This is a genomic window from Streptomyces sp. NPDC051963, assembly GCF_044593495.1.
In the GTDB taxonomy this organism is placed as follows: domain Bacteria; phylum Actinomycetota; class Actinomycetes; order Streptomycetales; family Streptomycetaceae; genus Streptomyces.
On the sequence record NZ_JBIUCC010000003.1, the window covers coordinates 444,028 to 468,026 of the forward strand.

The window sequence follows — 23,999 nt, forward strand, 5'->3', positions numbered from 1 at the left end:
TCCTTTCCTTGCTTCGGGCCGTCAGCCGAAGTGGATCGCGACGGTCTTCACGCGCGTGTAGAAGCGAAGGGCCTCCTCGCCCTGCTCCTTGAACGGCGACCCGGAGTCCCGGAAGCCGCCGAAGGGGTGGTGGACGTCCCAGCCGGAGGTGGTGGTGTTGACCGCGATCTGCCCGCACTCGGCCTCGTCGGCGAAGCGGTACGCGGCACCCAGGTTCTGGGTGAACACGGCGGCCGCGAGCCCGAAGTCGGAGTCGTTGACGGCCGCGACGGCCTCCTCGAAGGAATCCACGGCGAGCAGCGCGACGACCGGGCCGAAGACCTCCTCGTACCAGATGTCCATCTCGGCCGTCACCTCGCCGAGCACGGTCGGATTGACGTAGCAGCCGTGGCTCAGCGCCTCGTCACGCGGCTGGTCGCCGCCGATGAGCACGCGCGCGCCCTGCTTGACGGCGCGCTCGATGTCGGAGAGGACGCCGTCCCGCTGTCGGGCACTGACCAGCGGCCCCATCGTCGTACCCGCGGCGAGACCGGGGCCGACCCGCAGGGCCGCGGCCTCCGTCAGCAGCAGCGACGTGAACTCCTCGTACACCGACCGCTCCACGATCACCCGGCTGGTGGCGGTGCAACGCTGCCCGGCCTGCGCGAAGCCCGCCGCGGCGACGGCCTTCGCGGCGGCGGACAGCTCGGCGTCCGCGAGGACGACGGTGGCGTTCTTGCCGCCCAGCTCGCCCTGGAAACGGGCGTTGCGGGCGGCGAGCCGGCCACGCAGCGCCTCGCCGACCTCGTTGCTGCCGGTGAACGTGAGCGCGGCGAGGCGCGGGTCGGTGATCAGTGCCTCGGAGATCTCCGCACCCCGGCCGGTGACCACGTTCAGTACCCCGGCGGGCAGGCCCGCGTCATGCAGGGCGCGGGCGAAGTGCAGGGCGGACTGCGGGGTGTCGGTGGCCGGCTTGAGCAGGGCCGCGTTGCCCGCCGCGAGGCACGGCGCCAGCTTCCGCGCCGGGGTGATCAGCGGGTCGTTCCACGGGGTGATCGCGAGGACCACGCCGATCGGCTCACGGTGGTGGCTGGTGCGGGTGTCGGGGCGTACGTCGTGCACGAGCGTGCCGTAGCCCTGCCGTGCGATGCCCGCGTAGTACTCCAGGAAGTCGGCGGCCTTGAGCGCCTCGCCGGTGGCCTCCGCACGGGTCTTGCCCATCTCGGTGGTGACGTCCACGGCGATGTCCCCGGCACGCTCCCGCAGCAGCCGGGCCGCCTCGGTCATGATCCGCGCCCGCTCGAAGGGGCTGGTGCGCTTCCAGACGGTGAAGCCCTGCTCGGCGTGATCGTAGGCGCGGGTGACGTCCGCGGCGCTCAGCGCGGGGACGCGGGCGACGGGGGTGCGCAGATCGGAGGGGTCATGGACGTCGATCCACTCGCCGGTCGTCACCCAGCCCCCGCCGGAGAGGGTTTCCAGGGAACGCATCAAGATCACTTCCTTCGTCCGCGGTCCGCTGGCCGCGAGTTGTTCAGGGGGTGGCCGTGCGGGCCGGATGCGAGAACACACCATGTGGGAAGGGGCCACCAGTCCATCGGCGGCAGGCATTGATTGCGCCGTGCGCGGGTGGGCGGTGGAGTGATCCATGCTGGAATCGGCAGGCCGAGATCCAGCGAGGAGACACGCCATGCCCTATGCAGTCGTCGCCCACTACCGCTGCGCGCCCGCCGATGAGGGCACGGTGCGTGCCGCGCTGCTGAAGATGCGCGAGCACACCCGTGCCGAGGCGGGGAACCTTGTGTACGAGGTTCACGCCGAGGAGGGCGAGCCCGGAGGGTTCGTGCTGTACGAGCAGTACGTCGACCGTGCCGGGTTCGATGCACACGCTGCCGCGGGCTACTTCGTCGAGCTGGTTGTGGAGACTGTGCGGCCGCTGCTGGTCGAACGTACGGTTACGTTTTGCGAGGTGCTGTAGCGTCTGCGGGGTTTGTGTGCGTTGGCGGGTGCGGGTGCATTGTGGCTGGTCGCGCAGTTCCCCGCGCCCCTGGGTGGGTTTAGAACTCGTTGCCCCAGCAGTAGCGGGCGATTGTCTCTACCAAGATCAGCTTCTGTCGTTGCTCCTCGGATGTGAGCAGGGGCCTGTTCGCCTGGTCCGCGAAGCCCCTCGACGGGGATACGGCCATGTCCTCGATGTCCTTGATCTCGGTTGCCGCGTCGATCCTCGCCAGCACCGTGTCGATGTCCTCCAGTTCAGGGACGGTCGCGTCCACCACGCCCAGGCAGACGTCTCGGTCCTCGGGCAGCGCCTTGAGCAGGTCGCGTTCGGCGTCGGTTCCTTGGTCGTACGGGAGGATCCAGCGGTCGGCGGGGACATCGGCGTACAGGCGTTCCACGCGTGCGCGGTCCACGGTGGCGGGCGCCGCCCAGCCCGGGCAGACGCCGATGCGTACCCCTTCCGGGCGCTCGTCCAGCCGTACCGCCAACGCCTCGACGGCCAGGGCGTCCTCGAAGGAGAGCGGGCTGTCGGCGGGCGGGTCGAGGAGCAGCGGGTTGTTGAGCTGGATGAGGCGGACGCCTTGGGACACCAGCAGCTCGATCTCCGTGTGGACGATCTCCGCGAGGGCCTCGCCGAGTTCGCGGGCCGAGGCGGGGCCGAGGCCCGGCTCGAAGGTGGTGGCCGCGAGGTATGCCGGGGACGGCAGGGCGACCTTGGGGGCGATCACGGTGAGTTGGGCGAGCAGGGTGGCCCGGTCGGCCAGCAGCGGGCCGCTCGCCTTGGGGAGGGCCTCGGCGACCCAGCGCGGAAGGCCGTCGACGGAGGCGTCGGTGCGACGGAAACCGGATACGGAGTCGAGTACGGCGCTGCGGAAGTCGTCGCGGGGGAAGTCCCCGTCGGTGACGACGGTGGAGCGCAGCTTGCGCTGGTATGCGACCGCGTCTCGTACGGCCGTCTCCACGGCCTCGGGGTCGTCGAGGGACAGGCCGACGGGCCGGACCAGGCTGCCGTGGTGGTCGATGCGGTAGTTGAACGTGTCCGCCATGGTGATCAGTCCTCTCCGGACGTGGCCGGCTTGCCCGCGACGCCCCAGGCGGCGAACTCCAGCTCGTAGCCCAGGGATTGAAGGACGTCGTCGGCGATCTGCTGGTCCTCGTCAGCGGTGCCGCCGGCGATGCCGAGACCGCCGATGATCTCGCCGTCCTTCTTGATCGTGACGCTGCCCTCGGTGGCCATGATCGGCAGGGCCGCGCCGGGGAGTTGGGAGAGCTGGGCGAAGAAGACGGGCTGGCTCTCCTGCCACTTCTTCAGCATCTTGCCGGGGCGCTGCATCACGGCCGCGGTGTAGGCCTTGGCGCGCGCGATGTCCGGTGTGAGCGGACGGGCCCCGTCCGAGCGGCGGATGGCGACCGGGAAGCCGCCGGCGTCCACGACCGCGACGCTCACCGCCTTGCCGACGGACCGGGCACGCTTGACGGCGGCATCGATGATCTCTTCGGCGGCATCGAGCTTCATACGGCTTCCTTCGGTGTGCTGAGGGTGCGGCGCAGCCGGGCGACCGCCGCGTTGTACGGCTCGGGCGTCTCCCAGTACATGGAGTGCGGGGCGTCCGGGACGATCTCCAGATGGGAGCCGGGCAGCAGTTCGTGGGCGCGGGTCACGGTCTTGACGCTGAGCACCGCGTCCTTCTCTCCCGCCAGGAACGCGACCTTGACGCCCGACTTCCGGATGTCCTCCAGCGAGGGGCCGTCGGTGTCGAGGTTGCGCAGGTCGGCCATCTTGGCGACGTTGAAGGTGCCCATCTGCTGGAAGAGGAAGGTGAGGTCGGCGCGCTCCTGCTGGAACCGCTTGGTCAACAGGCGGTCGATGACGGGGAGTTTGACGGCCTCCGCGCGGTCGGCGGCGGCCAGTTCCTTCACCTCGGGGTGGCTGATGCCGCCGAGGGAGTGGCCGAGGACGACGGACGAGACCCGCTGGGGGCGGAGCAGTCCGGCGCGCAGGGCGGCGACGGAGCCGATGGACTGGCCCACCAGCATGACGTCGGTGAGGTCCTCGGCCTCGATGACGGCCACGACGTCGCCGGGGAAGTCCTGGCTGTCGAACTCGGGCTTCGAGGAGTGCGGACGGGCAGGGGTGTCGGACTTGCCGAAGCCGCGCAGGTCCAGCGTGATGACGGTGAACTCCTCGCGCAGCGCGGCCACTTGCTGCCACCAGGCGGCGTGATGTCCGCCGCTGCCGTGCACGAGGAGGATGGCCGGACCGCTGCCGTGGCGTTCGTAGTAGATGGAGGTGCCGTCGGAGTCGGCAAAGGGCATGAGGGTGAACTCCCGTATCTCGGCGCTCAGTTGGGGCGGCGGCCGTGGTACACCAGCTCGATCATGGTGTGGTCCGGGTCGTGGATGTAGCAGAACTTGGACTGGTTCTCGGGCCGTTCGATCGGCCGGGTGTGGCGGATGCCCAGGTCCTGGAGGTGGGCGAGGAAGTCGTCCCAGTCGTCGACCTCGACGGCGAAGTGGTAGGGCGCCATGCGCTCCATCTCCTCGACCGGCGTGAAGTGCAGGTCGAAGTTGCCGCGCGTCATCAGCACCACTCGGGTGTTGGACTTGGGCATGATCCGCTTCATGCCGAAGACCTTCGTATACCACTCGGCGGTGCGATCGGGGTCCGTGGTGGGGAAGTTGACGTGGTGGATGTAGCGGGGTGCGTTGCTCATCACTGATTCCCTTCGAGTCGTACGGGGTTGGACAGCACCCCGATGCCGCTGATCTCGACGTCCACGGTGTCCCCGGGCTGAAGCCGGCAGGTGGCCTCGGCGCCCATCCACAGCACGTCACCGGGGTGCAGGGTGAGGTGCTTGGTCATCTCGACGATGTAGGTGAAGGGGTCGAAGACCATGTCGCCGGTCGGGAAGGTTGCGCGCACCTCGCCGTTGACGCGGAGCGTGGTGGTCTGGGCGAGCGCGTCGACGTCGGTCTCGATCCAGGGGCCCATGGGCTTGAACGTGTCGCTGTTCTTGCTGCGCCAGAACGTGCGGTCCTGGTGCTGCCAGGTGCGGGCGCTGATGTCGTTGCCGATCGTCCAGCCGAAGACGCACTCGCGCGCCTCGCCGTACGACGCGTGCCGGACCGTGCTGCCGATGACGGCGACGAGTTCCGGCTCGGCCTCGAAGCGGCCCTCGACCTCGCGCGGCTTGACGATGGGTGAACGGTGGCCGGTGAGCGCGTTGTTGGCCCGGTAGCCGACCTCGGGGCGGCTCGGCATCTCGGCGCCCGCGTGCTCGATGTGCCGCCGGTAGTTCATGCCGACCGCGTAGAACACGGGCGGGACGACGACCGGCAGCCAGCGGGCGGTGGCCTGCGGGACCGTTCCGACGGCGGTCGGTTCGCCTTCGAGCGGGGAGCCGGACAGCAGCTCGATGTCCTCCTCCCCCACCCGCCCCCACGTCGGACGGCCGTCGACCGATACGCGCGTGTACCTCATGACGCCAGCAGGTGGGAGACGCGCTTGGTGACGAGGTAGGCGTCCAGTGCCTCGGGCCCGCCCTCCCTGCCGTATCCGCTGTCCTTGACGCCACCCGAGGGTGCCTCGTGCACGGAGCCACCGCAGTGGTTGACGGAGAGGATCCCGGCCTCCAGCCCGCTCACCAGCCGTTCGGCGGTCGCGGCGGACTCGGTGAAGCCATAGGCGGCCAGGCCGTACGGCAGCTCGTTCGCCGTCCGCAGCGCCTCGTCGAGGTCGGTGAAGGGGACGATCGGCGCGAGTGGCCCGAACGGCTCCTCGCGCATCAGCTCCGCGTCCGCCGGTACGTCGGTCAGGACGGTCGGCGCGAAGAAGTACCCGGCGCGGTCCGGGCGTTCGCCGCCGGTGAGCACCTTGGCGCCACGGGACACGGCATCGGCGGTGAGGCGCTCCATGGCTGTCAGCCGGCGCTCGTTGGCCAACGGCCCCATGGTCGTGCCCTCGTGGAGCCCGTCCCCGACGACGACCGCCTCGGCGGCCTGCACGAACTCGGCGGTGAAGTCCTCGACCAGGCTCTCGTGGACCAGGAAGCGGCTCGGGGAGGTGCACACCTGGCCGGCGTTGACGAACTTGGCCCGGGCGGCGCGGCGGGCGGCCGTGGCCGGGTCGGCGTCCGCGCACACGATGACCGGGGCGTGGCCGCCCAGCTCCATCAGCGAGGGCTTCATGACCTGGCCGGCCGCGGCGGCGAGGAGTTTGCCGACGGGGACCGAGCCGGTGAAGGCGACCAGACGGGTGACCGGCGAGGCGATCAAGTGGGCGGAGACTTCCGCGGGTTCACCGAAGACGAGGTTGAGCGCCCCGGCCGGGACACCGGCGTCGGCGAAGCAACGCACCAGAGCACAGGCGGTCGCCGGGGTCTCCTCGGAGGCCTTGATGATGATCGAGCAGCCGGCGGCCAGGGCCGAGGAGATCTTGCGCATCGGTCCGCCCGCCGGGAAGTTCCACGGCACGAACGAGGCGACGGGGCCGATCGGTTCGCGGCGCACGGTCAGCAGGGTGCCGGGCGCGGACGGGACGATACGGCCGTACGCGCGCCGGGCGTCGTCGGCGTGCCAGCGCAGGGTGTCGGCGACCCGGCGGGCCTCACCGGCGGCCTCCGCGAGGGGCTTGCCCTGCTCCGTCGTCATGATCCGGCCGACTTCGGCGGCGCGTTCGGTGAGCAGGTCGGCGGCGGTGTGCAGGATCGCCGTACGCCTGGCTATGGGCGTGTCACGCCAGGCCCTGAAGCCCTGTTCGGCGGCGGCGAGCGCGCGGTCGAGGTCGGCGGTGTCGGCGAGCGGGACTTCTCCGATCACCCGCTCGGTGGCCGGGTTCACGATCGGGGCGGTACGTCCGGTGCCGCCCTGGCACCACTCGCCCGCGATGTACATGCGGACGGCGGGGTAGCCGTGGTCGGTGGTCATGGATGGGTGCCCTCTCAGGGTCAGGACCGGGCAGGGGCTTCCTGGTCGCGGTTGGTGCGCAGGGCCCAGATGTGGTGGGGCGGGGTCGTCTCGTGGACGCGGGTCTCGTAGCGGTCGTCGACCCGGTCCATGTCGGCGGCGTACTCGACCCGGCCGCCGCAGGGCGCGTGCAGAAAGCGGAAGACGTTCGAGCCGATGGTGTGGCGGCCGAGCCTGCGGGCCTCCCGCCAGCCGTGCTCGATCATGTGGTTGCCGCCTTCCACCACGTCGTCGAAGCCGGGGACCTCGTAGGCGATGTGGTTGACGCCGGCGCTGTCGGGGCGGTGGCAGAGCAGCATGGTGTGCTGGTCGTCGTCGCCCGGTGCCTGCATGAAGACGCCCATGGGCTCGACGACGTCGGTCGGGCGGAAACCGAGGCGGTCGGTGTAGAAGGCGACGGCCTCGTCCTTGCCGTCCTTGGGGATGTTGAGTGCCACATGGCACATGCGCAGCGGACGGACCCGGGTGATCGCCTCCAGAGCGGTGTTCCAGCGGTTCACGCTGCCCAGCGCGTTGGCCGGGCGGGGCGTGACGGGTGCGGGCTTCGGACGGGCCAGGGTCAGGCCGACGCCGAAGCCGGTCTCGTCGACGGTGTGGTGGACGCCGTCGACGCTCGCCATGACCTTGCGGTCACGGCCCGCCTCGGCCGCGAGGCGGTGCAGTGCCTGCGGAGTGTCGACACCCCATACGACCTCGCGCAGGGTGGGGCCGCTTTCCACGGGGGGTGGCAGCAGTGAGCCGGGGTCGGTGTCCAGATGGAGGGTCTGGCCGGTGAGTGTCTCGAACACCGCGTGCTCGTCGGTGCGTTCCACCAGGAACAGACCGAAGTCGTCGAAGAACCTGACACATTGATCGAGGTCGTTGATGCCATAGGTTACCGATTCGATTCTCTGGATTCCCATGGTTCCTCATTTCTTACTACGCAATCGTTTCTTTCGTCGACGGTCGGATCGCGGGAATGGGATTCTGCGAGAACCATTCGGCGAGGAAGTCCAGAAAGACGCTGATCTTACGCGGGGTGTCCGCCCCCGGCCCGTAGATGGCATAGAGCGGGCGGTCGGGCACCGCCAGTTCGGGCAGCAGCACCTGAAGGGCACCGGAGACCAGGTCGTCGTATGCCGGACGCTGCGGCAGCAGCGCCAGGCCCCGCCCGTGAACGGCCGCTTTCTGCAGCGCGAGGTAGGAGTTGGACGAGAAGGCGATGTTGCGGATCTTGTGCAGGGTGCTGGCGTGACCGTGACCGATGCGCCAGACCGGGTCGTTGACGTGCACCAGGCAGTCGTGGGCGGCGATGTCGTTGGGGTGGGCGAGCGAGCCCCGGTTCTTGATGTACTCCTCCGATGCGCAGAGCACGAAGGGCAGTGAGGCGATCTTCTTGAGCCGGACGCTGGAGTCCCGCAGGTCCCGGGTGTGGAAGGCGATGTCGAATCCGCCGTCCAGGAAGTCGTAGGTACGGTCGGACATTCCGCCGAGTTCGAATCTGACCTGGATTTTCGGATGGGCCGCCGAGAATGCGGCGATGGCGTCACCGAGATCCAGGCTGCCGATCCATTTCGGGCAGATGATGCTGAGGGTTCCCTCGGCACGGTCGTGGAGCTGGGCTATGCCCGCGTCCTCGGCCTCGATCTCGTCGAGAATGCGGGCGGCGAATTCGGCGTATCGCTGGCCCGGTTCGGTGAGACTCACGGAGCGGGCGGTGCGGTTGACGAGACGGACGCCGACCTGCCGTTCCAGTTCGGCGACGTGCCGTGACACCAGTGAGCCCGATGAGCCCAGCTTCTTGGCGGCTCCGCTGAAACTGCCCACCTGGGCGACTGTGACGAAGCTGTGCATGAGGAGCAGACGATCCATGTTTTCCTCCGGGCAGCACCGGTTCCCGGTGGGGGCCCCTTACTTGGGGCAGTACTGGGGTGCTTCGCTCACGTTGTTCTTGTCGACCAAGACAAGAGGAATGTTGGCAATCTTGTCAACGGTCTTGTCGTCGTCGAGCAGGCCGATCGTGTTCTTGACCGCGGTCTGTCCGATGGTCATCGCCGAGTTGGCCACGGTGGCGGAGAGCCGGCCGTCCTTGACCGCGGCGACGCCCTCCTCGGTGCCGTTGACGGACACGATCCTGACGTCCTCGGCGCCCGCCGCGTCGAACGCCTTGCGGACCGCGAAGGCCATCTCCTCGTTGGCGACGAAGGCGTAGTCCAGGTCCGGATGGGCCTGGATCATGTTCTCGGCGACGTCCTGGGCCTTGACGGGGTTGAACATGCCGGGCTGGTTCGCGACCACCTTCGCGGTGTCCGGCAGGGCGTCGGTGAAGCCGCCCACCAGCAGGTCGGAGGCGGCGCCGGGGGCTCCCGCGACGATGCCGACCGTCACGTCCTTGCCGGCCGCGTCCTTCTCGATCCACCCGGCGTCCAGTGCACCGACCTTCTTCAGGTCGACCTTGGCCACGCCGAGGACGTCCGACATGTCGTCGGTGGCCACGGAGGTCAGATAGATCGGGATGCCCGCGGCCTTGGCCTTGGCTATGTCGCCCTCCAGGGCATCGACGTTGACCGTCTGCACGATCAGGGCGTCCACGCTCCGGGCGATCATGTCCTCGATGTTGGACAGCTCGGTCCCGGCGTCCTGCTTGGAGTTGGCTGAGTAGACCGTGGCCCCGTCCGATTTGGCCGTCTGCTCGATCGCCTTGAGCAGACAGGTGTGGAAGTGAGTGTTGGCCCCGTTGACGAACCCGAGGGAAACGGAGTCGGCTGAGCCGGCGCCGTTCGCCGAGCCGCAACCGGAGAGCACCAGGGCTGCGGTGCTGACGAGCGCGGCCGCACAAACGCGGGCGGATCGGGTGGTGGGCATCATGGATTACGCCTTTCCTGCGTCATCGAAGAGAAGGTGCATATACGCAATTCGGGAGCGGTGCCTCAATGTCCGGGCGGCGCGGATGTGCGCTGGAATTCATTGACGACGGCGGCGATCAGCAGCACTCCGCCCGTCACGACGTATTGGTAATAGCTGTTGACCTGGAGCAGGTTGAGGGCATTGGCGACCACCCCGAGCAGCACACAGCCGAGGACCGTGCCGAAGATCGTGCCGTGACCGCCGGCCAGCGAGGTGCCGCCGATGACCACCGCGGCGACCGCGGTCAACTGGGTCTGCAGCCCACCGGTGTTGGGGGCGGCGGCGCCGAGCCGGGACAGCAGCATCAGCCCGGCCAGACCCGCGAGGCCGCCGGCGAGGGCGTACAGGGCGAGCTTGCGCGCGGGGACGTTGATGCCGCTGAGCCGGGCCACCTGCTCGTTGCCGCCCATCGCGAAGGCGTCGCGGCCGAACGTGGTGAACCGCATCGCCAGACCGATGACCGCGAGCACGAGGATCGCGACGATCAACAGGTACGGAATACCGAGCAACTTGGAGTTGCCGAGGGCGAACAGCTTGTCCCCGATGGTGATGCTCTCCCCGTTGAGGACGAGCAGGGCGACGCCGTCCAGCAGCATCGCGGAGGCCAGCGTGGCGACGAAGGGGGCGACCCTGGTGAACGTCACCACCAGGCCGTTCACCAGGCCGATCAGGGTGGCGAGCAGCAGGGTGAGGACCACCGTCACGGCTGTGGAGTGGCCGTCGGAGAGCAGGACGGCGCCCACCGACACCGTGACGGCCGCGTTGCTGCCCATGGAGAAGTCCATGCCGCCCGCGGTCATCAGCAGGGTCAGCCCGGCCGCGATGACGGCGGTCACGCTGATCTGCCGCAGCACGTTGAGCAGGTTCTGCTGGGTGGTGAAGGCGTCCGCGTTGAGGGCGGTGAACACGCACACCAGGACGAGGACGACGATCAGTCCACCGTGGGGCATCCGCAACAGCGCCCGTGGTGTCAGCCGGGATACGCCGCCCTCGGACGAGCGGGCCACGGCGTCCGGGGAGGCGGAGGGGGTCTTGAGGCTCACTGGGGTCGACCTCCGAGAGCGGTGGCGACGAGCTCGTCGCGGGTGATGGCGGTGATGAGGTGCTCGGCGACCGTGCGGCCGGCGCTGACGACGACGACCCGGTCGGCGAGCCGCATGACCTCCTCGGCGGACGAGGAGGCGAGCAGTACGGCCACGCCGCGCGAGGCGAGGTCGTCGACGAGGCTGTGGATGTCGGCCATGGCCGCGACGTCCACGCCGTTGGTGGGGTCTTCGAGGAAGCAGGCGACGGGCTGGGTCTCCAGCCACTTGGCGAGCAGCACCTTCTGCTGGTTGCCGCCGGACAGCGCGCTCACCGGCGGGTTTCCGGCGAGCGCGACCACGCCGTAGCTCTGTCGCCGCGATCGGGCGCGACGGGCGAGTTCGGTACGGCGGTGCAGTCGGCGGCGGGCGAAGCGGTCGTCGGCCAGCATCAGGTTCTCGTCGAGGGACAGCCCGGGGACCAGGCCGAGGGTGCGTCGGTCGCCGGTGACGCAGCGCAGGCCGCTGGCGAGCGAGGCGGTGACGCGGCCGAAGGGCACCGGGCGGCCGTCGACGTGCAGTTCGCCCGAGTCGGGGCGCTGCCGCCCGGACAGCAGGTCGAACAGCCGGGACTGGGCGTCGCCGGCGGGGCCGAGGACGGCGACGATCTCGCCCTTGCGCACCTCGACGGTGAAGTCCTGGACGGCCCGGCCCTGGCTCAGTCCGCGTACGGCCAGGCCGAGTTCGTCCTTCGGGCCGGGGCGTTCGGGCCGGTGCGAGACGACGTCCCGGCCGACCATGCTGCGGACCAGCGACGCCGGGTCGAGCTCCGCGGCGGGTGCGGTGCGCACGACGGCGCCGTCCCGCAGCACGGTGAGGCGGTCGGCGACGGCCATGACCTCGTCGATGTAGTGCGAGATGTAGACGACGGCGACGCCCTCGTCGCGCAACAGCCGTACCAGCGCCCGGATCCGGTCCGCGTCCCCGGCGCTCAGACAGGCGGTCGGCTCGTCGAGGATCAGGATCCGGCCGCCGCGGCGGACCTCGCGCGCCACCTCGACCATGGTCTGCTCGGCGACGGTGAGGGAGCCCGCGACGCGTTGGACGTCGATGTCGATGCCGAGGTCGTGCAGCGCCTCGCGGGCCCGGTCCCGGACCGCGGTCCAGTCCACCGTGCCGCGCCGGGTGGGCAGATCGCCCAGCATGACGTTCTCGGCGACGGTCAGTCCCATCGCCAGCTCGCGGCGCTGCGGCACGGAGGAGATGCCGAGCTTGCGGGCCCTGCGCACGGTCAGCCCCGAGTGCTCCCGGCCGTCGACGTCGACCGTGCCGGCGTCGGGCTGGTGGATGCCGGAGAGGACCTGCACCAGTGTCGACTTGCCGGCGCCGTTCATGCCCATGAGGGCGTGCACCTCACCGGGGTGGACGTCGAGGTCGACGCCTTTGAGGGCGGCCGCTCCGCCGAAGCTCTTGCTGACGCCGCGCACTCGGACCAGCGGTGTCACGACCGCACCCGATCGTCGTCGACGGCCACCCGCGCGAAGCCACGGACGTCGGGGAAGGGCGGTTCCTTGTCGGCCTGGAGGTCCACCTGGAAGGCGTTCAGGCACATGCCGAGCATGGTGAAGTTGCCGAGAGCGCCGATGGTGTCGACGAGTCCCTTGGCGCCGAAGTGCTCGTGGGCGCGGGCGAAGGTCTCGTCCGAGACGAAGTGGTCGTCGAGGACCTCGCGGCAGAACTGGTAGAAGGCCTGGTCCGGCTCGCTGTCGAGGACGGCCTCGCGCTTCTCGGCGACGGCGTCGACCGCGGCCTGCGGGACACCGGCCTCGACGGCCTGGTGCACATGGGCGTTCCACGAGTACTGCGCGTCCCAGTTCCGGGCGGCCATCAGCAGCGCGAGTTCGCGCAGGTGCTTCGGCAGGGAGCAGTCGAAGCGGGCGAACGCACCGAGGGACTCGGCCCGTTCGCACATCTCCGGGCTGTGCAGCCAGACCCGGAACGGACCACGGACGGCACCGCGCCGGCCGGCGATACGAGCGGCCAGCTCCTGCTGCCGCGGGGTCATTTCCTCATCGCTGAGAACGGGGAGCCTCATCTGGCCGTACCTGCCTTTTCTTTCCGGCGCGTTGCGGGCACGGAACGGGACGCCGTGCGATGCGTGCCGACGGTACAGCCGGGTGCGAGGTGCTCACCCCCGCCTGGATTGCAAGGTAAACCTGCACGCCGGAGGGCACCCATTCGCCGGGGCGCGACCTAACGTCGTTCGACGCATCACCCTGACGTGGAGAGGATTTTCCGGATGACCACGATCATCAAGGTCGCGTCCGTGCCCCCGCTCGACCGGGGCGGGTCCGTCGTGACGACACCGCTGATCACCACGCCCTCGGCGGGCGGGGAGAACCGGATCACCAGCGGGATGAGTGTGTATCCGGTGGGTTCCGGGGCGCCCCTGCACTCGCACAACTGCGATGAGCACGTGACGATCCTCGACGGGGAGGCGGAGGTGTGGGTGGACGGTGAGGTGACCGAGCTGGAGCAGTTCGACACCGTGTACGTCCCCTCCCCCGTCCCTCATCTGTTCCGCAACATCGGCGACCGCCCACTGCGCATCCTGTGGGTGTACTCGTCCGGCCATGTCACGCGCACGTTCACCGCGACCGGCAGAACGGTGGAACACCTGTCGGCGGAGGACCAGATGGGCAAGGACTGATCTCTGCCGCGGCCCGGTGGGGGCTTGGCGCGCAGTTCCCCGCGCCCCTTAGGTACGTGCAGGTGAGCGCCCCTTCAGGGGCGCGGGGAACTGCGCGACCAGCCCCCACCGGGCCGCACCCGACGAACAACGGCCCTGCGACGGCAGTCAGTGCACTCCGGCCAGCTCCCGCCCGCTCCCGCTGCGCGCCCCGCGCTTGGCACTGCGCAGGGCCGCGACACCGATGAAGACCATGGACGACAGACCGGCGATGGCGAACGCGGTGAAGCCCCAGTCCCCGTTGCCCGCGGCGAGCAGCTGGCCGCCGAGCCACGGGCCGAAGACGGCGCCGAAGCGGCCCATGCCGGAGGTCCAGCCGACGGCGGTGGCACGGCTGTCCGGGGTGGAGCGGATCGAGACGGTCGCGTAGATCATCGTCTGGGCGCTGTTGAGGAAGACGCCCGTGAAGAAGACGACGATCATCGTCACGCTCATCGGCATGTGGACGCTGAGCAGGAAGACCCCGGCTGCAGTGAGCGCGAACCAGATCGCCGAGATGCGCGGAGCGCCGAACCGGTCGGCGGCCCGGCCCGCGACCAGCATGCCCACGATGCCACCGAGGTTGAAGACGACCACGAAGGACAGGGCGGAGCCCAGCTCGTAGCCCTCGGCGCGCATCAGGGTGGGCAGCCAGGTGGCGACGCCGTAGACGAGCAGCAGACCGCCGAAGGAGGCCAGCCAGTACAGCAGGGTCTGGCTCCACTCGCCGCCGCGGAAGAGGTTGACCAGGTTCGTCCAGCGGTCGGCCGCGCCCTGCTTGTCGGACTTGGCGGCGGGCAGTTCGACGTCGTAGCGGGCGGCCAGCTCACCGGCCTCCTCGGTACGGCCCTTGGCGACGAGGAAGCTCAGCGACTCGGGCAGGAACTTGGCGAGCACCGGTGCGAAGAGCAGCGGGAGCACACAGACCCAGAACGCGGCCCGCCAGCCGACCGGCTCCACCAGCCACTTGGCGACGTAGGCGGAGAGGATGCCGCCCGCGTGGTGGGCGGTCATCAGCAGGCCGATGATGATGGCGCCGCGCCCGCGCGGGGCGTAGTCGGAGACCATGCTGATCGCGGTCGGCAGTAGACCGCCGAGGCCGATGCCCGCCAGGGTCCGGCCGAGGCCGAAGACGGCGACGCTGTCCGCGATCGCGCACAGGGCGGAGGCCAGCGAGAAGACGATCACGCAGGCGACCATGAGCTTCTTGCGCCCGATCCGGTCCGCGATCGTGCCCGCGGTCAGGGCTCCGATCAGCATGCCGAAGGTGGCGTAGCTGCCGAGGTCGCCGGCCTGGTCCGGGGTGAGGCCGAAGGTCTTCGTCTCCAGCAGGTGCGGCAGCACCGAGCCGTAGATGAACATGTCGAGGCCGTCGAAGAGCACGGCCAGCCAGCACAGTCCGACGACCAGGAAGGCCAGTCTGCCGCCGCGGGCGGACAGGGAGAGGGAGGAGGACATCTTCGTTTTCCTCTGAGGCTCGGGGGGAGGGTCGATGCGGCTCGTGCGGTCGACCCGGTGTGCGGACTGACGCTAAGGAGCCACCCCAAGAGTGTCAACGCTTTTGTCAACAATCTCATCGACGATTGATGAGGGGCTGGGGTGGCTCCCTGCGGGCCGGTTCAGCCGACCGGCGGCGTGCCGTGCGTGTGGAACGACTCGATGGTCCGCAGCCCCCAGGCCTGCCCCTTGGCCCGCTCGGCCTCGGTCCAGGTGATCAGCGGCCAGTCGGGGGCCAGCACCAGACGCGTGAGCGGATTGCACAGCTCGATGCGGTTGCCGCCCGGCTCGTAGACGTAGAGGAAGAACGTCTGCTGGATGGCGTGCTTGTGCGGGCCGGTCTCGATGAACACGCCCGTGTCGATGGCGAGATCGGCGGCGCGCAGGATGTCCTCGCGGGTGTCCGTGGCGAACGCGATGTGGTGCAGTCGGCCGGTGGAACCGGTCCAGTCCGAGGTGTAGACGACGTCGTACGACTTGTCGGTGAAGGTCAGCCAGCGGGCCGCGACCTTCCCGGTGTCGAGCCGGATCTGCTCCGTGGGACGGGCGCCCAGGAGCTGTTCCTGGAACTCCGCGTTGGCGAGCACGTCGGCGGCGAGGAAGTTGATGTGGTCCAGCCGGCGCACACCCACGCCCCGGTTGGGCTTGGCCTGCGGCTGGTTCTTCAGCGCGGGCCGCAACTCCTCGGGGGCTTCGTAGTGTTGGCTCTCCCAGTACAACGCGTGCTCATGGCCGTCCGGGTCGGTCGTGACGTAGAGCTTGCCGAGGCCGGGCTCGTCCTCGACCCAGTGGCCGGAGCCGCCCGCCTCCTCCACCGCCTTCACCCGGCGCTGGAGCGCCTCCTCGCTGGAGGTGCGCAGCGCGAGCCGGCCGAGGCCGGGCTGTTCACGGGCGGTGAGCACCAGGCTGTGGTGCTCGTAGTCGTCGAAGGTCCGCAGGTAAACGGTGTCTGCCTGCTGCCCGTTGACGGTCAGGCCCAGGTAGTCGGTGAAGAAGGCGACACTGGCGTCCAGGTCCGGGGTGAACAGCTGGGCGTGGCCGACATGGGCGATGTCACCGAGCGGCGGAGTCATCGTGGACCTCCAAGAGGTTGTGCGGGTATCGGTGCGGTCGCGGCGGACCGGGGGAAAACGGTGCCGTCGAAGATCTTCCGTGCCGTACGCACGACCGCGGTGCGACGGACCACGGGCGAGGTCCCTGCGGATCCGGGCTCCACGCTGGTCTCGATGTCCAGGAATCCGGTGGGGTGCTCGATGCGTATGCGGTCACTCTGCACGGAGGGCTCGGCGATCCCCTCCCCCACGGCGCCGGGGACGAGCAGCCCGGCCGCCACGCTCGCGGCGCCCAGGACGCCGATGGAGGTGTGGCAGCGGACGGGGATGAAGGTGCGGGTCGTCACCGCACCGCCGTCCCGGGGCGGCGCGAGCAGGCTGAGCTTGGGCACGGTGGTGCCCTCCACGTCCCCGAGGCCCATCAACTTCCCTGCCGCCAGCCGGATTTCCCGCAGCCGGCCGGCGAGGGTGTCGTCCTCCTCCAGGTCCTCGGGCGCCTCGTAGCCGGTGACACCCAGGGCGGTGGCGGGGATCAGCACGGTCGGCATCCCGTTGTCCACACAGGTGACATCGGTGCCGGCGACGGTGTCGCGGGCATGGCCGGTGGGCAGCAGCGGGCCGGCGCCCTGCGGGAACTCGATGACGACGGCCGCGGCGGTGCCCGGCACGCCGGAGATCTCGGCGGAGCCGGTGTAGTCGACCCGGCCGCCGGGGGTGGGGAAGGTCGCGACGGCGAGGTCTCCGGTGTTGAGCATCCGGATCCGTACGGTCGTCTCGGCGCCGTCCGCCTCCACCAGACCGCGTTCCACGGCGAAGGGGCCGACCCCGGCGAGGAGGTTGCCGCAGTTCTGCCGGTCGGTGACCTCGGGGCGGTCGACTCCGACTTGCAGGAACAGGTAGTCGACGTCCGTCTCGGGGTCGGCCGAGCGGGAGACCACGGCCACCTTGCTGGTCAGCGGGTGCGCGCCGCCCAGGCCGTCGATCTGGCGCGGGTCGGGGCTACCCATGACGCGCAACAGCAGGTCGTCACGCTCACCGGGTTCGACGGGCAGTTCCCCGGCCAGGAAGTAGGCGCCTTTGGAGGTGCCGCCGCGCATCAGCATGCAGGGCACCTCCACGGACCGCCCGCTCACGACCGCTCCCCCTGGTCCGCCGCGTACGCTGTGTACTCTTCGTAGCTCTTGTACTCGACGCCGAGCCGCTCGAGCGTCTCCCGCAACCCGTAGCGGTCCAGGCCGAGTTCACCGTCGAGGAAGGCGGTACGCGTCCTGGCCTCCTTGGCCTCGCGCGCCTCGGCCGCCTCGGCAGTGGCCCGGGCCCGCTCGCGGGGGACGACGACGACGCCGTCGTCGTCGGCGAGGATCACATCGCCGGGACGGATGACCTGCCCGTCGATGGCGACCGGCACGTTGACCGAACCGCCGGTGGCCTTCACGGTGCCCTGCGCGGAGACCGCCCGGGACCAGGCGGCGAAGCCCATGTTCCGCAGCTCCTGGGTGTCGCGGATGCCGGTGTTGATGACGACGCCGCGCACTCCGCGCCGCTGGAGGGCGGTCGCGAACAGCTCGCCGAACAGACCGTCCGTGCAGGGTGAGGTGGTGGTGACCACCAGGATGTCGCCCTCGCCGCACTGCTCGACGGCGGCATGGATCATGAGGTTGTCGCCGGGCCAGCCGAGTACGGTCACCGCGGTGCCGACGGCCCGTACGCCCTGCTGGACGGGCCGGATCCCGGGCCCCAGCAGCCCCGTTCGGCCCATGGCCTCGCTCACCGTGGCGACGCCGTACCCGGCGAGCGCCTCGACGTCCTTGGCGTGGGCCTTCGGCGGGTTGGTGACGATGACGCCGCTCATGCCAGCTCCTTCGCGATCTGCGGGTAGGGACGCATGTACGCCTCGGCCATGGTCTGGTGGGCGAGGCCCAGGTTGGGCCCCGCGTTGCGCTTGAGCTGGACGCCTCGGCGCACGGCGAGGTCGGTGTAGTAGTCCCACAGGTGCTGCTGGGCGCCGAGGCACTCCATCGCCTTGCGCTTGACGTCCCACACCTCGGTGATGTCGAGCAGGACCTCGGGCTTGAAGCCGCTCATCTCGGGCTGGTGCGGCTCGAAGTAGAAGACGGGCGGAGCGCCGATGATCTCGCCGGGGCCCGGATAGCCGATGGCCTGGGCGAGCACGCGGGCCTGAAGCGCCATGCGGTTGGCGGCCGGGTGGTCGCCGTTGTACGGGTCCTCGGTGGGGTGGGTGAGGACGACGTCCGGCTGGGTCTCGCGGCAGACCTCGACGAGTCGGTCGGTCAGCTCGGGGGTGGCGATCAGCGGGTAGTCGCCGGCGTCGAAGAAGCGGACCTCGGCGCCGAGGGTGTCGGCGGCACGCTCGGCCTCGTCCCGGCGTATCGCCTTGATCTCGTCGAGCTGCTTGCCCTCGCGCCACGCCTTGGCCGACTCACCACGCTCGCCGAAGGTGAGACAGGCGACGGTGACTTTCTCCCCCCGGGATGCGGCCAGGGCGATGGCTCCGCCGGCCCGCCACACGAAGTCCCCGGCGTGCGCGGTGACGACGAGGGTCGACCGTGGTGGGGATGGGGGTCCCCCCGGTCGAGCGGAGCCGAGACTGGGGGAGGGCGCGTTGGCGTGCGTCATTGCTGGTTTCTCCTTGGTGGACAGGTGGGGGCGCCCGCCCCGTGCGCATCAGTCGCGCAACGCGCCGATCACGCTGGTGAGGTGGGCGCGGACGGCCGCTTCGGCCGCCTGCGGGTCCCTGGCCTTGATCGCTTCGATCATCGCCAGATGCTCATTCAGGGACTGCTGCGGACGTCCCGGCCTCAGCGCCAACTGGAAGCGGTGACGCACCAGTTGGGCGTTGAGCCGCTCCAGCAGTGCCACGGCCGTCTGCTGGCCGGAGAACTCCCGGATCCGGGCGTGCAGTTCGTGGTTGAGTTCGGAGTACGTCAGCGGCTCGCCGTCGGCCACGGCCTTGCTCATCGCCGAGCCCAGGTCCGTCAGCTCCGTCAACTGCTCGTCGCTCACCGCGAGGGCGGCCTTCGCCGCGCACAGCCCTTCGAGGACCATCCGGCACTCGGTGATCGCAACGGCTTCCTCCACGGTCACCACCCGCACCCGCGAGCCGCGGTTGCGGATCCGCTCCACGAGGCCCTGGGCCTCCAGATCGATGAGCGCCGCACGGATGCTCGCCCGTGTCACACCGAACTGCTCGGCGAGTTCGTTCTCCACCAGTCGCTGTGCCGGTGCCATCTCGCCGTGCAGGATCGCCTGCCGCAGCTGCGCGAGCGCATGCTGCTTGGCCTGCTCCCCGGTGCTCGGACGGGCTTGTTTCGGCATCGCTGCCCTCCCTGAGTGAGTGCCTGTCGAACGTAAATCTAGCCAAACAGAATTGTCAACAATTTTGTCCGGCGTATTGCCTGCCCGTACCTCGGTGCCTGGCGGCGCCTCAGCCCGTGCGGTACAGCTCGGTGGCCAGTTCCATCACGGCCTGCGCGGCGGGATGCGGATCACCCCGCCACCAGGCGAGACGTACCGCTATCGGCTCCGCGTCGCGCACCGGGCGGTAGACGACGCCGGGCCGCGGATACTGGTTGGCGGTGGATTCGGCCGTGATGCCGATGCCACGGCCGGCCGAGATGACGTTGAGCCAGTCGTCGATGTCGTGCGTCTCCTCGATGGCCGGGCGGGAGTCCGGCGGCCACAGGTCCGCGGTCGTGGTGCCGGTGCGGCGGTCGACGAGGAGTGTATGTCCGGCGAGATCGGCCAGCCGGACCGAGCGGCGCCGGGCCAGCGGATCGTCGGCGGCCACCGCGCACAGCCGTCGCTCCAGACCGAGGATGGCCGACTCGAAGCGCCGGTCGTCCACGGGCCGCCGTACGACGGCCAGATCGCAGGCGCCCTCCGCGAGACCGGCCGTGCCCGAGTTGACGCGGACCAGGTGCAGACCGGTCTCCGGGTGCAGGTCGGCCCAGCGGCGCTGGAAGGCGACGGTGTGCCGGCCGAGCGCGGACCAGGCGTAACCGATCCGCACCCGGGCGTGGCCCGAGGCGGCCTCTCGCACCAGGTCGTCCACCTCGGCAAGGACCCGCCGGGCGTGCGCCACCACCCGCAGTCCGGTGCCGGTCGGGGTCACTTCGCGCGAGGTCCGTCTCAACAGCCGTACGCCCAGGGCCTTCTCCAGCGACGCGAGCGCGCGGGAGACGGCGGCCTGGGAGACGTCGAGGGCGAAGGCGGCGTCGGTGAAGGTGCCCTCGTCCACGATCGCGACAAGACAACGCAGCTGCCTCAGCTCCACATCCATACGTCCATCGTATAGATCGGCTGTTGAATGCATTTTGCGCAAGTACGGAAGCGGCGCACGATCGGAGCATGCAAGGAGCACCCGCACGCCCCGCCGCATCCACGTCTCCTGTCGTACCGCTCCAGGCCCCCGAGCGGTCGCCTCTTGCCGGGGTGGCCACCATGGCGGGCAGCGGACTGTCGAACCAACTCGGAGCGGCAGTCGGCTCCCTCGCCTTCCCCGTCATCGGCCCCGTCGGGGTGGTCGCCGTACGCCAGTACGTCGCCGCGGCCGTGCTCCTGGCGGTCGGCAGGCCCCGCCCGAGGTCCTTCACCTGGCGGCAGTGGTGGCCGGTACTGCTGCTGGCCCTGGTGTTCGGGACCATGAACCTCTCCCTGTACACCGCCGTCGACCGCATCGGCCTCGGGCTTGCGGTGACCCTGGAGTTCCTGGGTCCGCTGAGCATCGCGCTCGCGGCCACCCGGCGGCGCCTGGACGCCTGTTGGGCGCTGCTCGCGGTGGCGGGCGTCGTCGTACTGATGCGCCCCAAGCCGTCCGCCGACTATCTCGGCATGGGGCTGGCCCTGTTGGCGGCCCTGTGCTGGGCGTCGTACATCCTGCTCAACCGGACCGTGGGGCGCCGCATCCCGGGAGCGCAGGGTTCGGCGGCCGCCGCCGGGCTGTCCGCGCTGATGTTCGTGCCGGTCGGGATCGTGGTGGCGGTCCGGCATCCGCCGACCCTGGCGGCCGCCGGGTGTGCCGTGGCCGCGGGTGTGCTGTCCTCGGCGGTGCCGTATCTCGCCGACCTGTTCACGCTGCGCCGGGTGCCTGCGCCGGTGTTCGGTCTGTTCATGAGCGTCAATCCCGTGCTCGCCGCCGTGGTCGGGTGGGTCGTCCTCGGTCAGGGGCTGGGGTGGACGGAGTGGGCCGGCGTCACGGCCGTCGTCGCCGCGAACGCGCTCAGCATCGTGACTCAGCCGAGCCAGTAGCCGAAGCCCCGCCGCGTGTGGATCAGCGCGGGCTCCTCGCGGTCCACCTTGCCCCGCAGACGGGAGACGAGCTTCTCGATGGCCTGGTGGGCGCGGAAATCGCCCCACACATGCCGGCTGATCTGCTCCTTCGACAGCACCCGCCCCGAGTTGGCCAGCAGATGACGCAGCAGCCGGTACTCGGCGGGCGTGAGGTCCAGCGGCCGGGTTCCCCTCCGCGCCCGGCAGGTGGCGTCGTCCAGGACCAGGTCGCCGTAGCGGGGTGAGCTGTCGCTCGGTCCGGGCGGCACATCGCGGAGCAGTACCTGGGCCCTGGCGAGGACCTCGGCGATCCGCACGGGCTTGGTGACGTAGTCCCCCTCCCCCGGGGCGAGTTCGGGCACCAGCCCGGGGAGGGAGTCGCAGGTGGTCAGGAAGAGCAACCGGGGCCGGTCCACCGGCGCGATCCGGCGGCCCCGGCCGAAACGCTGTCCGTCCGGCAGCGTGGCGTCCCAGACGACCAGGTCGAACCGCTGCTCGGCGAGCCGGGTCATCCCCTGGACTCCGGTGTCCGCGGTGCCGACCCGGTAGCCCGCCAACTCCAGTGCGGTGGCGAGATGTTCACAGACGCCGGGGTCGTCGACGACGACCAGGACGTGCTGTCCGTTCCCGCGCGGCGGCGACGGTTTCTCCATGAGGTTCGCGTACATCACAGGACCCTTCGGATGGGATTGCGCTTCGCGGAAGAGCTCGGCTCCGTCACCCGGAGGGCGCGGCGTCCTCGGCATGGGCGACGAAGTCCTCGACCAGCCGCCGGAACAGGGCGGAGAGCCGATCGAGGTCCTCGGCCGACCAGTCCGCCAGCGCCATGTGCAGACCCCGGCGGCTGGCCTCCCGGATGGCCTCCACCGCTGCCAGCCCGGCGTCGGTGAGCTGGACGCGCTGGGCCCGGCGGTCGTCCGGGTCCGCGATCTTGACCACGAGGCCCGCCGCCTCCAACTGCCTTAGCTGCCGGGTGACATGGGAGGCCTCCACCGACAGCCGGACCGCCAGCACACCGGGTCGCAGCGGCTCGCTCTCGGCGATGCTCCGCAGGATCGCCACGGCGGCACGGTCGAGCGTCAGCCCGGCCATGTGCATGAGGCGTTCGTGCTGCCGGGCCCGGCCGGCCAGATGGGCGAGCCGGGTGAGCTGATGTTCGATGTCGACCACGTTCGCCGTGACGCGTGCTGCGGAGGTTTGCGCGGGCATGCGATCACCTTAGATGTCGTTGCCTAACTTAAGCAATGCCATTGATTGCTTGACTTAAGTAACGCATTCATGCTTGCCTAAGTCAAGGAAGCCGGTCCACAGACCGGGCCGTCCCGAGCGGAGACGGCCCCCGGCGCCGAGCCCCTGGGGACGGGGTACGGCGCGGTCACCGGGCCCCGGCAGGCGGAACAACTCCCCCCGTTCCGCCGCCGGGGCCGGTGATGCCGACACGGCTCCGGTCACCTCACTCCAGAAAGAGAGCACCCCATGGCCACGATGAAGTCCGTGCAGACCTGCGCCGTGAACGCCGTCGACGTGGTGGACGTCGAGCGTCCCTCGCCCGGCCCCAGGGATGCGCTGATGAAGATCCGTGCCTGCGGCATCTGCGGCACCGATGTGACCTTCCTGCACATGGGCGGCGCCCCGTTCGGGCCGGGCGGAGCGATGATCCCCATCCCGCTCGGGCACGAGCCCGCGGGCGAGATCGTCGAGGTCGGCGCCGAGGTCACGGACCTGAAGGTCGGTGACCGGGTCGTCGTCAATCCCCAGGGCGCGCCCTCCGGCATCATCGGCTGCGGCGGCAGGCTCGGCGGCATGATGGAGTACCTGCTCATCGAGGATGTCGAGGTGGGCAGGAGCGTGGCGGTGTTCCCCGACACGATGCCCTTCGACGTGGCCGCGCTGAACGAGCCGATGGCAGTGGCCCGGCACTGCGTCAACCGGTCCGGGGCCGGGCCCACCGACAAGGTCGTCGTGCTCGGCGCCGGGCCCATCGGCCTCGGTGCCGCGATCTGGCTGAAGCTGCGCGGGGTCGAGCACGTGGTCGTCGCCGACGTCATCCCCGAGCGCCTTGAGACGGCCCTCGCCGTCGGCGCGGACGCCGTCATCAACTCCGCCACCGAGGACGTCACGGCCCGGCTGACCGAGTTGCACGGGCCGGCCGCCAACGCGCTCGGGCAGCCCCGTGCCGGGACCGACATCTACATCGACGCAGCCGGCGCGCCCGCCGTCTTCAACGCCACCGTGGCGTCCGCGAAGTGGGGCGCGAAGCTGGTCATGGTCGCCGTCCAGAAGAAGTCCGACGCCATCGATCTCGGCGGCATGCTGCGCAGCGAGCTGACGCTGATCGCCTCGCAGGGGTACCCGACGGAGATCTTCGAGGTGACGCCCGAACTCGTCGAGCACCAGGAGCGGTTCGCGAAGCTGATCAGTCACCGGGTGCCGTTCTCCGAGGTCGAGTCGGCCTTCGAGCTGACATTGACGCCGGGGGCCGCGGAGAAGGTCGTCGTGACGTTCGAGTAGGCACTTCGCCGGTTGCGCCATGCGGACATCGCGTTCATCCCGGCTCCTCGGGGCGCACACGACCGGGAATCCCGG

26 protein-coding genes are annotated in these 23,999 nt (G+C 70.1%); 4 read left to right on the forward strand and 22 right to left on the reverse strand.

Annotation, left to right across the window (positions count from 1 at the left end; genetic code table 11):
• Nucleotides 1-21 precede the first annotated feature (21 nt).
• Nucleotides 22-1,467, reverse strand: a complete 1,446-nt coding sequence (locus ACIHFB_RS14265; RefSeq protein WP_400126910.1) for an aldehyde dehydrogenase family protein — start codon at nt 1,465-1,467, stop codon at nt 22-24.
• A gap of 199 nt (nt 1,468-1,666) precedes the next feature.
• Here ACIHFB_RS14265 and ACIHFB_RS14270 point away from each other — a divergent pair, with 199 nt between their 5' ends.
• Nucleotides 1,667-1,954, forward strand: a complete 288-nt coding sequence (locus ACIHFB_RS14270) for a putative quinol monooxygenase (protein WP_365280490.1) — start codon at nt 1,667-1,669, stop codon at nt 1,952-1,954.
• Between the two features lie 79 nt (nt 1,955-2,033).
• Here ACIHFB_RS14270 and ACIHFB_RS14275 read toward each other — a convergent pair whose 3' ends face one another.
• From ACIHFB_RS14275 to ACIHFB_RS14330, 12 genes are all read right to left on the reverse strand, one after another.
• Nucleotides 2,034-3,020, reverse strand: coding sequence for a methionine synthase II (cobalamin-independent)-like protein (locus ACIHFB_RS14275; RefSeq protein ID WP_400126911.1), 987 nt, complete (start codon nt 3,018-3,020; stop codon nt 2,034-2,036).
• 5 nt (nt 3,021-3,025) lie between these two features.
• Complete coding sequence (locus ACIHFB_RS14280; RefSeq protein ID WP_400126912.1) at nt 3,026-3,490, reverse strand: heme-binding protein; 465 nt, start codon at nt 3,488-3,490, stop codon at nt 3,026-3,028.
• Nucleotides 3,487-4,290, reverse strand: a complete 804-nt coding sequence (locus ACIHFB_RS14285) for an alpha/beta fold hydrolase (RefSeq protein ID WP_400126913.1) — start codon at nt 4,288-4,290, stop codon at nt 3,487-3,489. The genes ACIHFB_RS14280 and ACIHFB_RS14285 overlap by 4 nt, the downstream gene beginning before the upstream one ends.
• A gap of 26 nt (nt 4,291-4,316) precedes the next feature.
• Nucleotides 4,317-4,688, reverse strand: coding sequence for a VOC family protein (locus tag ACIHFB_RS14290; protein WP_365280502.1), 372 nt, complete (start codon nt 4,686-4,688; stop codon nt 4,317-4,319).
• On the reverse strand, nt 4,688-5,455 hold the full coding sequence (locus tag ACIHFB_RS14295; RefSeq protein WP_365280505.1) for a fumarylacetoacetate hydrolase family protein: 768 nt from the start codon (nt 5,453-5,455) through the stop codon (nt 4,688-4,690). Before ACIHFB_RS14295 ends, ACIHFB_RS14290 begins: the two co-directional genes overlap by 1 nt.
• The gene (locus tag ACIHFB_RS14300; protein ID WP_365280508.1) at nt 5,452-6,900 is read right to left on the reverse strand and encodes an NAD-dependent succinate-semialdehyde dehydrogenase; all 1,449 of its coding nucleotides are present in this window, start codon (nt 6,898-6,900) and stop codon (nt 5,452-5,454) included. Before ACIHFB_RS14300 ends, ACIHFB_RS14295 begins: the two co-directional genes overlap by 4 nt.
• A gap of 20 nt (nt 6,901-6,920) precedes the next feature.
• A complete protein-coding gene (locus ACIHFB_RS14305) occupies nt 6,921-7,841 on the reverse strand; it encodes a VOC family protein (protein WP_400126914.1) in 921 nt (306 codons plus the stop codon).
• Nucleotides 7,842-7,857: 16 nt separating this feature from the next.
• The gene (locus ACIHFB_RS14310) at nt 7,858-8,790 is read right to left on the reverse strand and encodes a LysR family transcriptional regulator (RefSeq protein WP_365280514.1); all 933 of its coding nucleotides are present in this window, start codon (nt 8,788-8,790) and stop codon (nt 7,858-7,860) included.
• 39 nt (nt 8,791-8,829) lie between these two features.
• Nucleotides 8,830-9,786 carry a sugar ABC transporter substrate-binding protein gene (locus ACIHFB_RS14315; RefSeq protein ID WP_400126915.1) on the reverse strand — a complete coding sequence of 319 codons (957 nt, stop codon included), beginning with the start codon at nt 9,784-9,786 and terminating at the stop codon, nt 8,830-8,832.
• Nucleotides 9,787-9,848: 62 nt separating this feature from the next.
• On the reverse strand, nt 9,849-10,868 hold the full coding sequence (locus tag ACIHFB_RS14320; protein ID WP_365280517.1) for an ABC transporter permease: 1,020 nt from the start codon (nt 10,866-10,868) through the stop codon (nt 9,849-9,851).
• Nucleotides 10,865-12,352 carry a sugar ABC transporter ATP-binding protein gene (locus ACIHFB_RS14325; RefSeq protein ID WP_400126916.1) on the reverse strand — a complete coding sequence of 496 codons (1,488 nt, stop codon included), beginning with the start codon at nt 12,350-12,352 and terminating at the stop codon, nt 10,865-10,867. Before ACIHFB_RS14325 ends, ACIHFB_RS14320 begins: the two co-directional genes overlap by 4 nt.
• Nucleotides 12,349-12,912: a carboxymuconolactone decarboxylase family protein gene (locus ACIHFB_RS14330; protein ID WP_365280563.1), complete on the reverse strand. Its 564-nt coding sequence runs from the start codon at nt 12,910-12,912 to the stop codon at nt 12,349-12,351. Before ACIHFB_RS14330 ends, ACIHFB_RS14325 begins: the two co-directional genes overlap by 4 nt.
• A 234-nt stretch (nt 12,913-13,146) precedes the next feature.
• Here ACIHFB_RS14330 and ACIHFB_RS14335 point away from each other — a divergent pair, with 234 nt between their 5' ends.
• Entirely contained in the window at nt 13,147-13,557 is a 411-nt protein-coding gene (locus ACIHFB_RS14335) for a cupin domain-containing protein (protein WP_365280521.1), read from the forward strand.
• Nucleotides 13,558-13,704: 147 nt separating this feature from the next.
• On the opposite strand, the gene ACIHFB_RS14340 is transcribed toward ACIHFB_RS14335, so the two are convergent.
• The 7 genes from ACIHFB_RS14340 to ACIHFB_RS14370 all read right to left on the reverse strand — a co-directional run bounded on the left by ACIHFB_RS14340 (nt 13,705) and on the right by ACIHFB_RS14370 (nt 20,424).
• The gene (locus ACIHFB_RS14340) at nt 13,705-15,033 is read right to left on the reverse strand and encodes an aromatic acid/H+ symport family MFS transporter (protein WP_365285977.1); all 1,329 of its coding nucleotides are present in this window, start codon (nt 15,031-15,033) and stop codon (nt 13,705-13,707) included.
• Between the two features lie 161 nt (nt 15,034-15,194).
• Nucleotides 15,195-16,145 (reverse strand): VOC family protein, encoded by a 951-nt coding sequence (locus ACIHFB_RS14345; RefSeq protein ID WP_365285975.1) that lies wholly within the window; start codon nt 16,143-16,145, stop codon nt 15,195-15,197.
• Entirely contained in the window at nt 16,142-17,227 is a 1,086-nt protein-coding gene (locus ACIHFB_RS14350) for a 4-oxalomesaconate tautomerase (RefSeq protein WP_400127156.1), read from the reverse strand. The genes ACIHFB_RS14345 and ACIHFB_RS14350 overlap by 4 nt, the downstream gene beginning before the upstream one ends.
• A 26-nt stretch (nt 17,228-17,253) precedes the next feature.
• Complete coding sequence (locus ACIHFB_RS14355) at nt 17,254-17,976, reverse strand: 4-carboxy-4-hydroxy-2-oxoadipate aldolase/oxaloacetate decarboxylase (protein WP_400126917.1); 723 nt, start codon at nt 17,974-17,976, stop codon at nt 17,254-17,256.
• Nucleotides 17,973-18,761 (reverse strand): PIG-L deacetylase family protein, encoded by a 789-nt coding sequence (locus ACIHFB_RS14360; protein WP_365285971.1) that lies wholly within the window; start codon nt 18,759-18,761, stop codon nt 17,973-17,975. Before ACIHFB_RS14360 ends, ACIHFB_RS14355 begins: the two co-directional genes overlap by 4 nt.
• Before the next feature lie 48 nt (nt 18,762-18,809).
• Complete coding sequence (locus ACIHFB_RS14365; RefSeq protein ID WP_365285969.1) at nt 18,810-19,460, reverse strand: GntR family transcriptional regulator; 651 nt, start codon at nt 19,458-19,460, stop codon at nt 18,810-18,812.
• A gap of 109 nt (nt 19,461-19,569) precedes the next feature.
• The gene (locus tag ACIHFB_RS14370; RefSeq protein ID WP_400126918.1) at nt 19,570-20,424 is read right to left on the reverse strand and encodes a LysR family transcriptional regulator; all 855 of its coding nucleotides are present in this window, start codon (nt 20,422-20,424) and stop codon (nt 19,570-19,572) included.
• Between the two features lie 68 nt (nt 20,425-20,492).
• On the opposite strand from ACIHFB_RS14370, the gene ACIHFB_RS14375 reads away from it, so the two are divergent.
• Nucleotides 20,493-21,392 carry an EamA family transporter gene (locus tag ACIHFB_RS14375; RefSeq protein WP_365285965.1) on the forward strand — a complete coding sequence of 300 codons (900 nt, stop codon included), beginning with the start codon at nt 20,493-20,495 and terminating at the stop codon, nt 21,390-21,392.
• Here the strand turns inward: ACIHFB_RS14375 and ACIHFB_RS14380 are convergent.
• Nucleotides 21,377-22,081, reverse strand: a complete 705-nt coding sequence (locus ACIHFB_RS14380) for a response regulator transcription factor (protein WP_400126919.1) — start codon at nt 22,079-22,081, stop codon at nt 21,377-21,379. The two genes, ACIHFB_RS14375 and ACIHFB_RS14380, sit on opposite strands and share 16 nt — an antisense overlap.
• A gap of 49 nt (nt 22,082-22,130) precedes the next feature.
• On the reverse strand, nt 22,131-22,622 hold the full coding sequence (locus tag ACIHFB_RS14385; protein WP_365285961.1) for a MarR family transcriptional regulator: 492 nt from the start codon (nt 22,620-22,622) through the stop codon (nt 22,131-22,133).
• Nucleotides 22,623-22,889: 267 nt separating this feature from the next.
• Between ACIHFB_RS14385 and ACIHFB_RS14390 the strand changes: the two genes are divergently transcribed.
• The gene (locus ACIHFB_RS14390; protein ID WP_400126920.1) at nt 22,890-23,924 is read left to right on the forward strand and encodes a zinc-binding dehydrogenase; all 1,035 of its coding nucleotides are present in this window, start codon (nt 22,890-22,892) and stop codon (nt 23,922-23,924) included.
• The last annotated feature ends 75 nt before the right edge of the window (nt 23,925-23,999 follow it).

What these genes read in the sequence shown, in the direction of transcription:
- ACIHFB_RS14375 (WP_365285965.1), top strand. Translation starts at nt 20,493, where the DNA reads ATGCAAGGAGCACCCGCACGCCCCGCCGCATCCACGTCTCCTGTCGTA.
- ACIHFB_RS14315 (WP_400126915.1), bottom strand. Translation starts at nt 9,786, where the DNA reads ATGATGCCCACCACCCGATCCGCCCGCGTTTGTGCGGCCGCGCTCGTC.
- ACIHFB_RS14290 (WP_365280502.1), bottom strand. Translation starts at nt 4,688, where the DNA reads ATGAGCAACGCACCCCGCTACATCCACCACGTCAACTTCCCCACCACG.
- ACIHFB_RS14310 (WP_365280514.1), bottom strand. Translation starts at nt 8,790, where the DNA reads ATGGATCGTCTGCTCCTCATGCACAGCTTCGTCACAGTCGCCCAGGTG.
- ACIHFB_RS14305 (WP_400126914.1), bottom strand. Translation starts at nt 7,841, where the DNA reads ATGGGAATCCAGAGAATCGAATCGGTAACCTATGGCATCAACGACCTC.
- ACIHFB_RS14285 (WP_400126913.1), bottom strand. Translation starts at nt 4,290, where the DNA reads ATGCCCTTTGCCGACTCCGACGGCACCTCCATCTACTACGAACGCCAC.
- ACIHFB_RS14280 (WP_400126912.1), bottom strand. Translation starts at nt 3,490, where the DNA reads ATGAAGCTCGATGCCGCCGAAGAGATCATCGATGCCGCCGTCAAGCGT.
- ACIHFB_RS14265 (WP_400126910.1), bottom strand. Translation starts at nt 1,467, where the DNA reads ATGCGTTCCCTGGAAACCCTCTCCGGCGGGGGCTGGGTGACGACCGGC.
- ACIHFB_RS14275 (WP_400126911.1), bottom strand. Translation starts at nt 3,020, where the DNA reads ATGGCGGACACGTTCAACTACCGCATCGACCACCACGGCAGCCTGGTC.
- ACIHFB_RS14385 (WP_365285961.1), bottom strand. Translation starts at nt 22,622, where the DNA reads ATGCCCGCGCAAACCTCCGCAGCACGCGTCACGGCGAACGTGGTCGAC.
- ACIHFB_RS14390 (WP_400126920.1), top strand. Translation starts at nt 22,890, where the DNA reads ATGGCCACGATGAAGTCCGTGCAGACCTGCGCCGTGAACGCCGTCGAC.
- ACIHFB_RS14270 (WP_365280490.1), top strand. Translation starts at nt 1,667, where the DNA reads ATGCCCTATGCAGTCGTCGCCCACTACCGCTGCGCGCCCGCCGATGAG.
- ACIHFB_RS14350 (WP_400127156.1), bottom strand. Translation starts at nt 17,227, where the DNA reads ATGCTGATGCGCGGCGGCACCTCCAAAGGCGCCTACTTCCTGGCCGGG.
- ACIHFB_RS14340 (WP_365285977.1), bottom strand. Translation starts at nt 15,033, where the DNA reads ATGTCCTCCTCCCTCTCCCTGTCCGCCCGCGGCGGCAGACTGGCCTTC.
- ACIHFB_RS14335 (WP_365280521.1), top strand. Translation starts at nt 13,147, where the DNA reads ATGACCACGATCATCAAGGTCGCGTCCGTGCCCCCGCTCGACCGGGGC.
- ACIHFB_RS14370 (WP_400126918.1), bottom strand. Translation starts at nt 20,424, where the DNA reads ATGGATGTGGAGCTGAGGCAGCTGCGTTGTCTTGTCGCGATCGTGGAC.
- ACIHFB_RS14355 (WP_400126917.1), bottom strand. Translation starts at nt 17,976, where the DNA reads ATGAGCGGCGTCATCGTCACCAACCCGCCGAAGGCCCACGCCAAGGAC.
- ACIHFB_RS14360 (WP_365285971.1), bottom strand. Translation starts at nt 18,761, where the DNA reads ATGACGCACGCCAACGCGCCCTCCCCCAGTCTCGGCTCCGCTCGACCG.
- ACIHFB_RS14330 (WP_365280563.1), bottom strand. Translation starts at nt 12,912, where the DNA reads ATGACCCCGCGGCAGCAGGAGCTGGCCGCTCGTATCGCCGGCCGGCGC.
- ACIHFB_RS14380 (WP_400126919.1), bottom strand. Translation starts at nt 22,081, where the DNA reads ATGTACGCGAACCTCATGGAGAAACCGTCGCCGCCGCGCGGGAACGGA.
- ACIHFB_RS14345 (WP_365285975.1), bottom strand. Translation starts at nt 16,145, where the DNA reads ATGACTCCGCCGCTCGGTGACATCGCCCATGTCGGCCACGCCCAGCTG.
- ACIHFB_RS14365 (WP_365285969.1), bottom strand. Translation starts at nt 19,460, where the DNA reads ATGCCGAAACAAGCCCGTCCGAGCACCGGGGAGCAGGCCAAGCAGCAT.
- ACIHFB_RS14300 (WP_365280508.1), bottom strand. Translation starts at nt 6,900, where the DNA reads ATGACCACCGACCACGGCTACCCCGCCGTCCGCATGTACATCGCGGGC.
- ACIHFB_RS14295 (WP_365280505.1), bottom strand. Translation starts at nt 5,455, where the DNA reads ATGAGGTACACGCGCGTATCGGTCGACGGCCGTCCGACGTGGGGGCGG.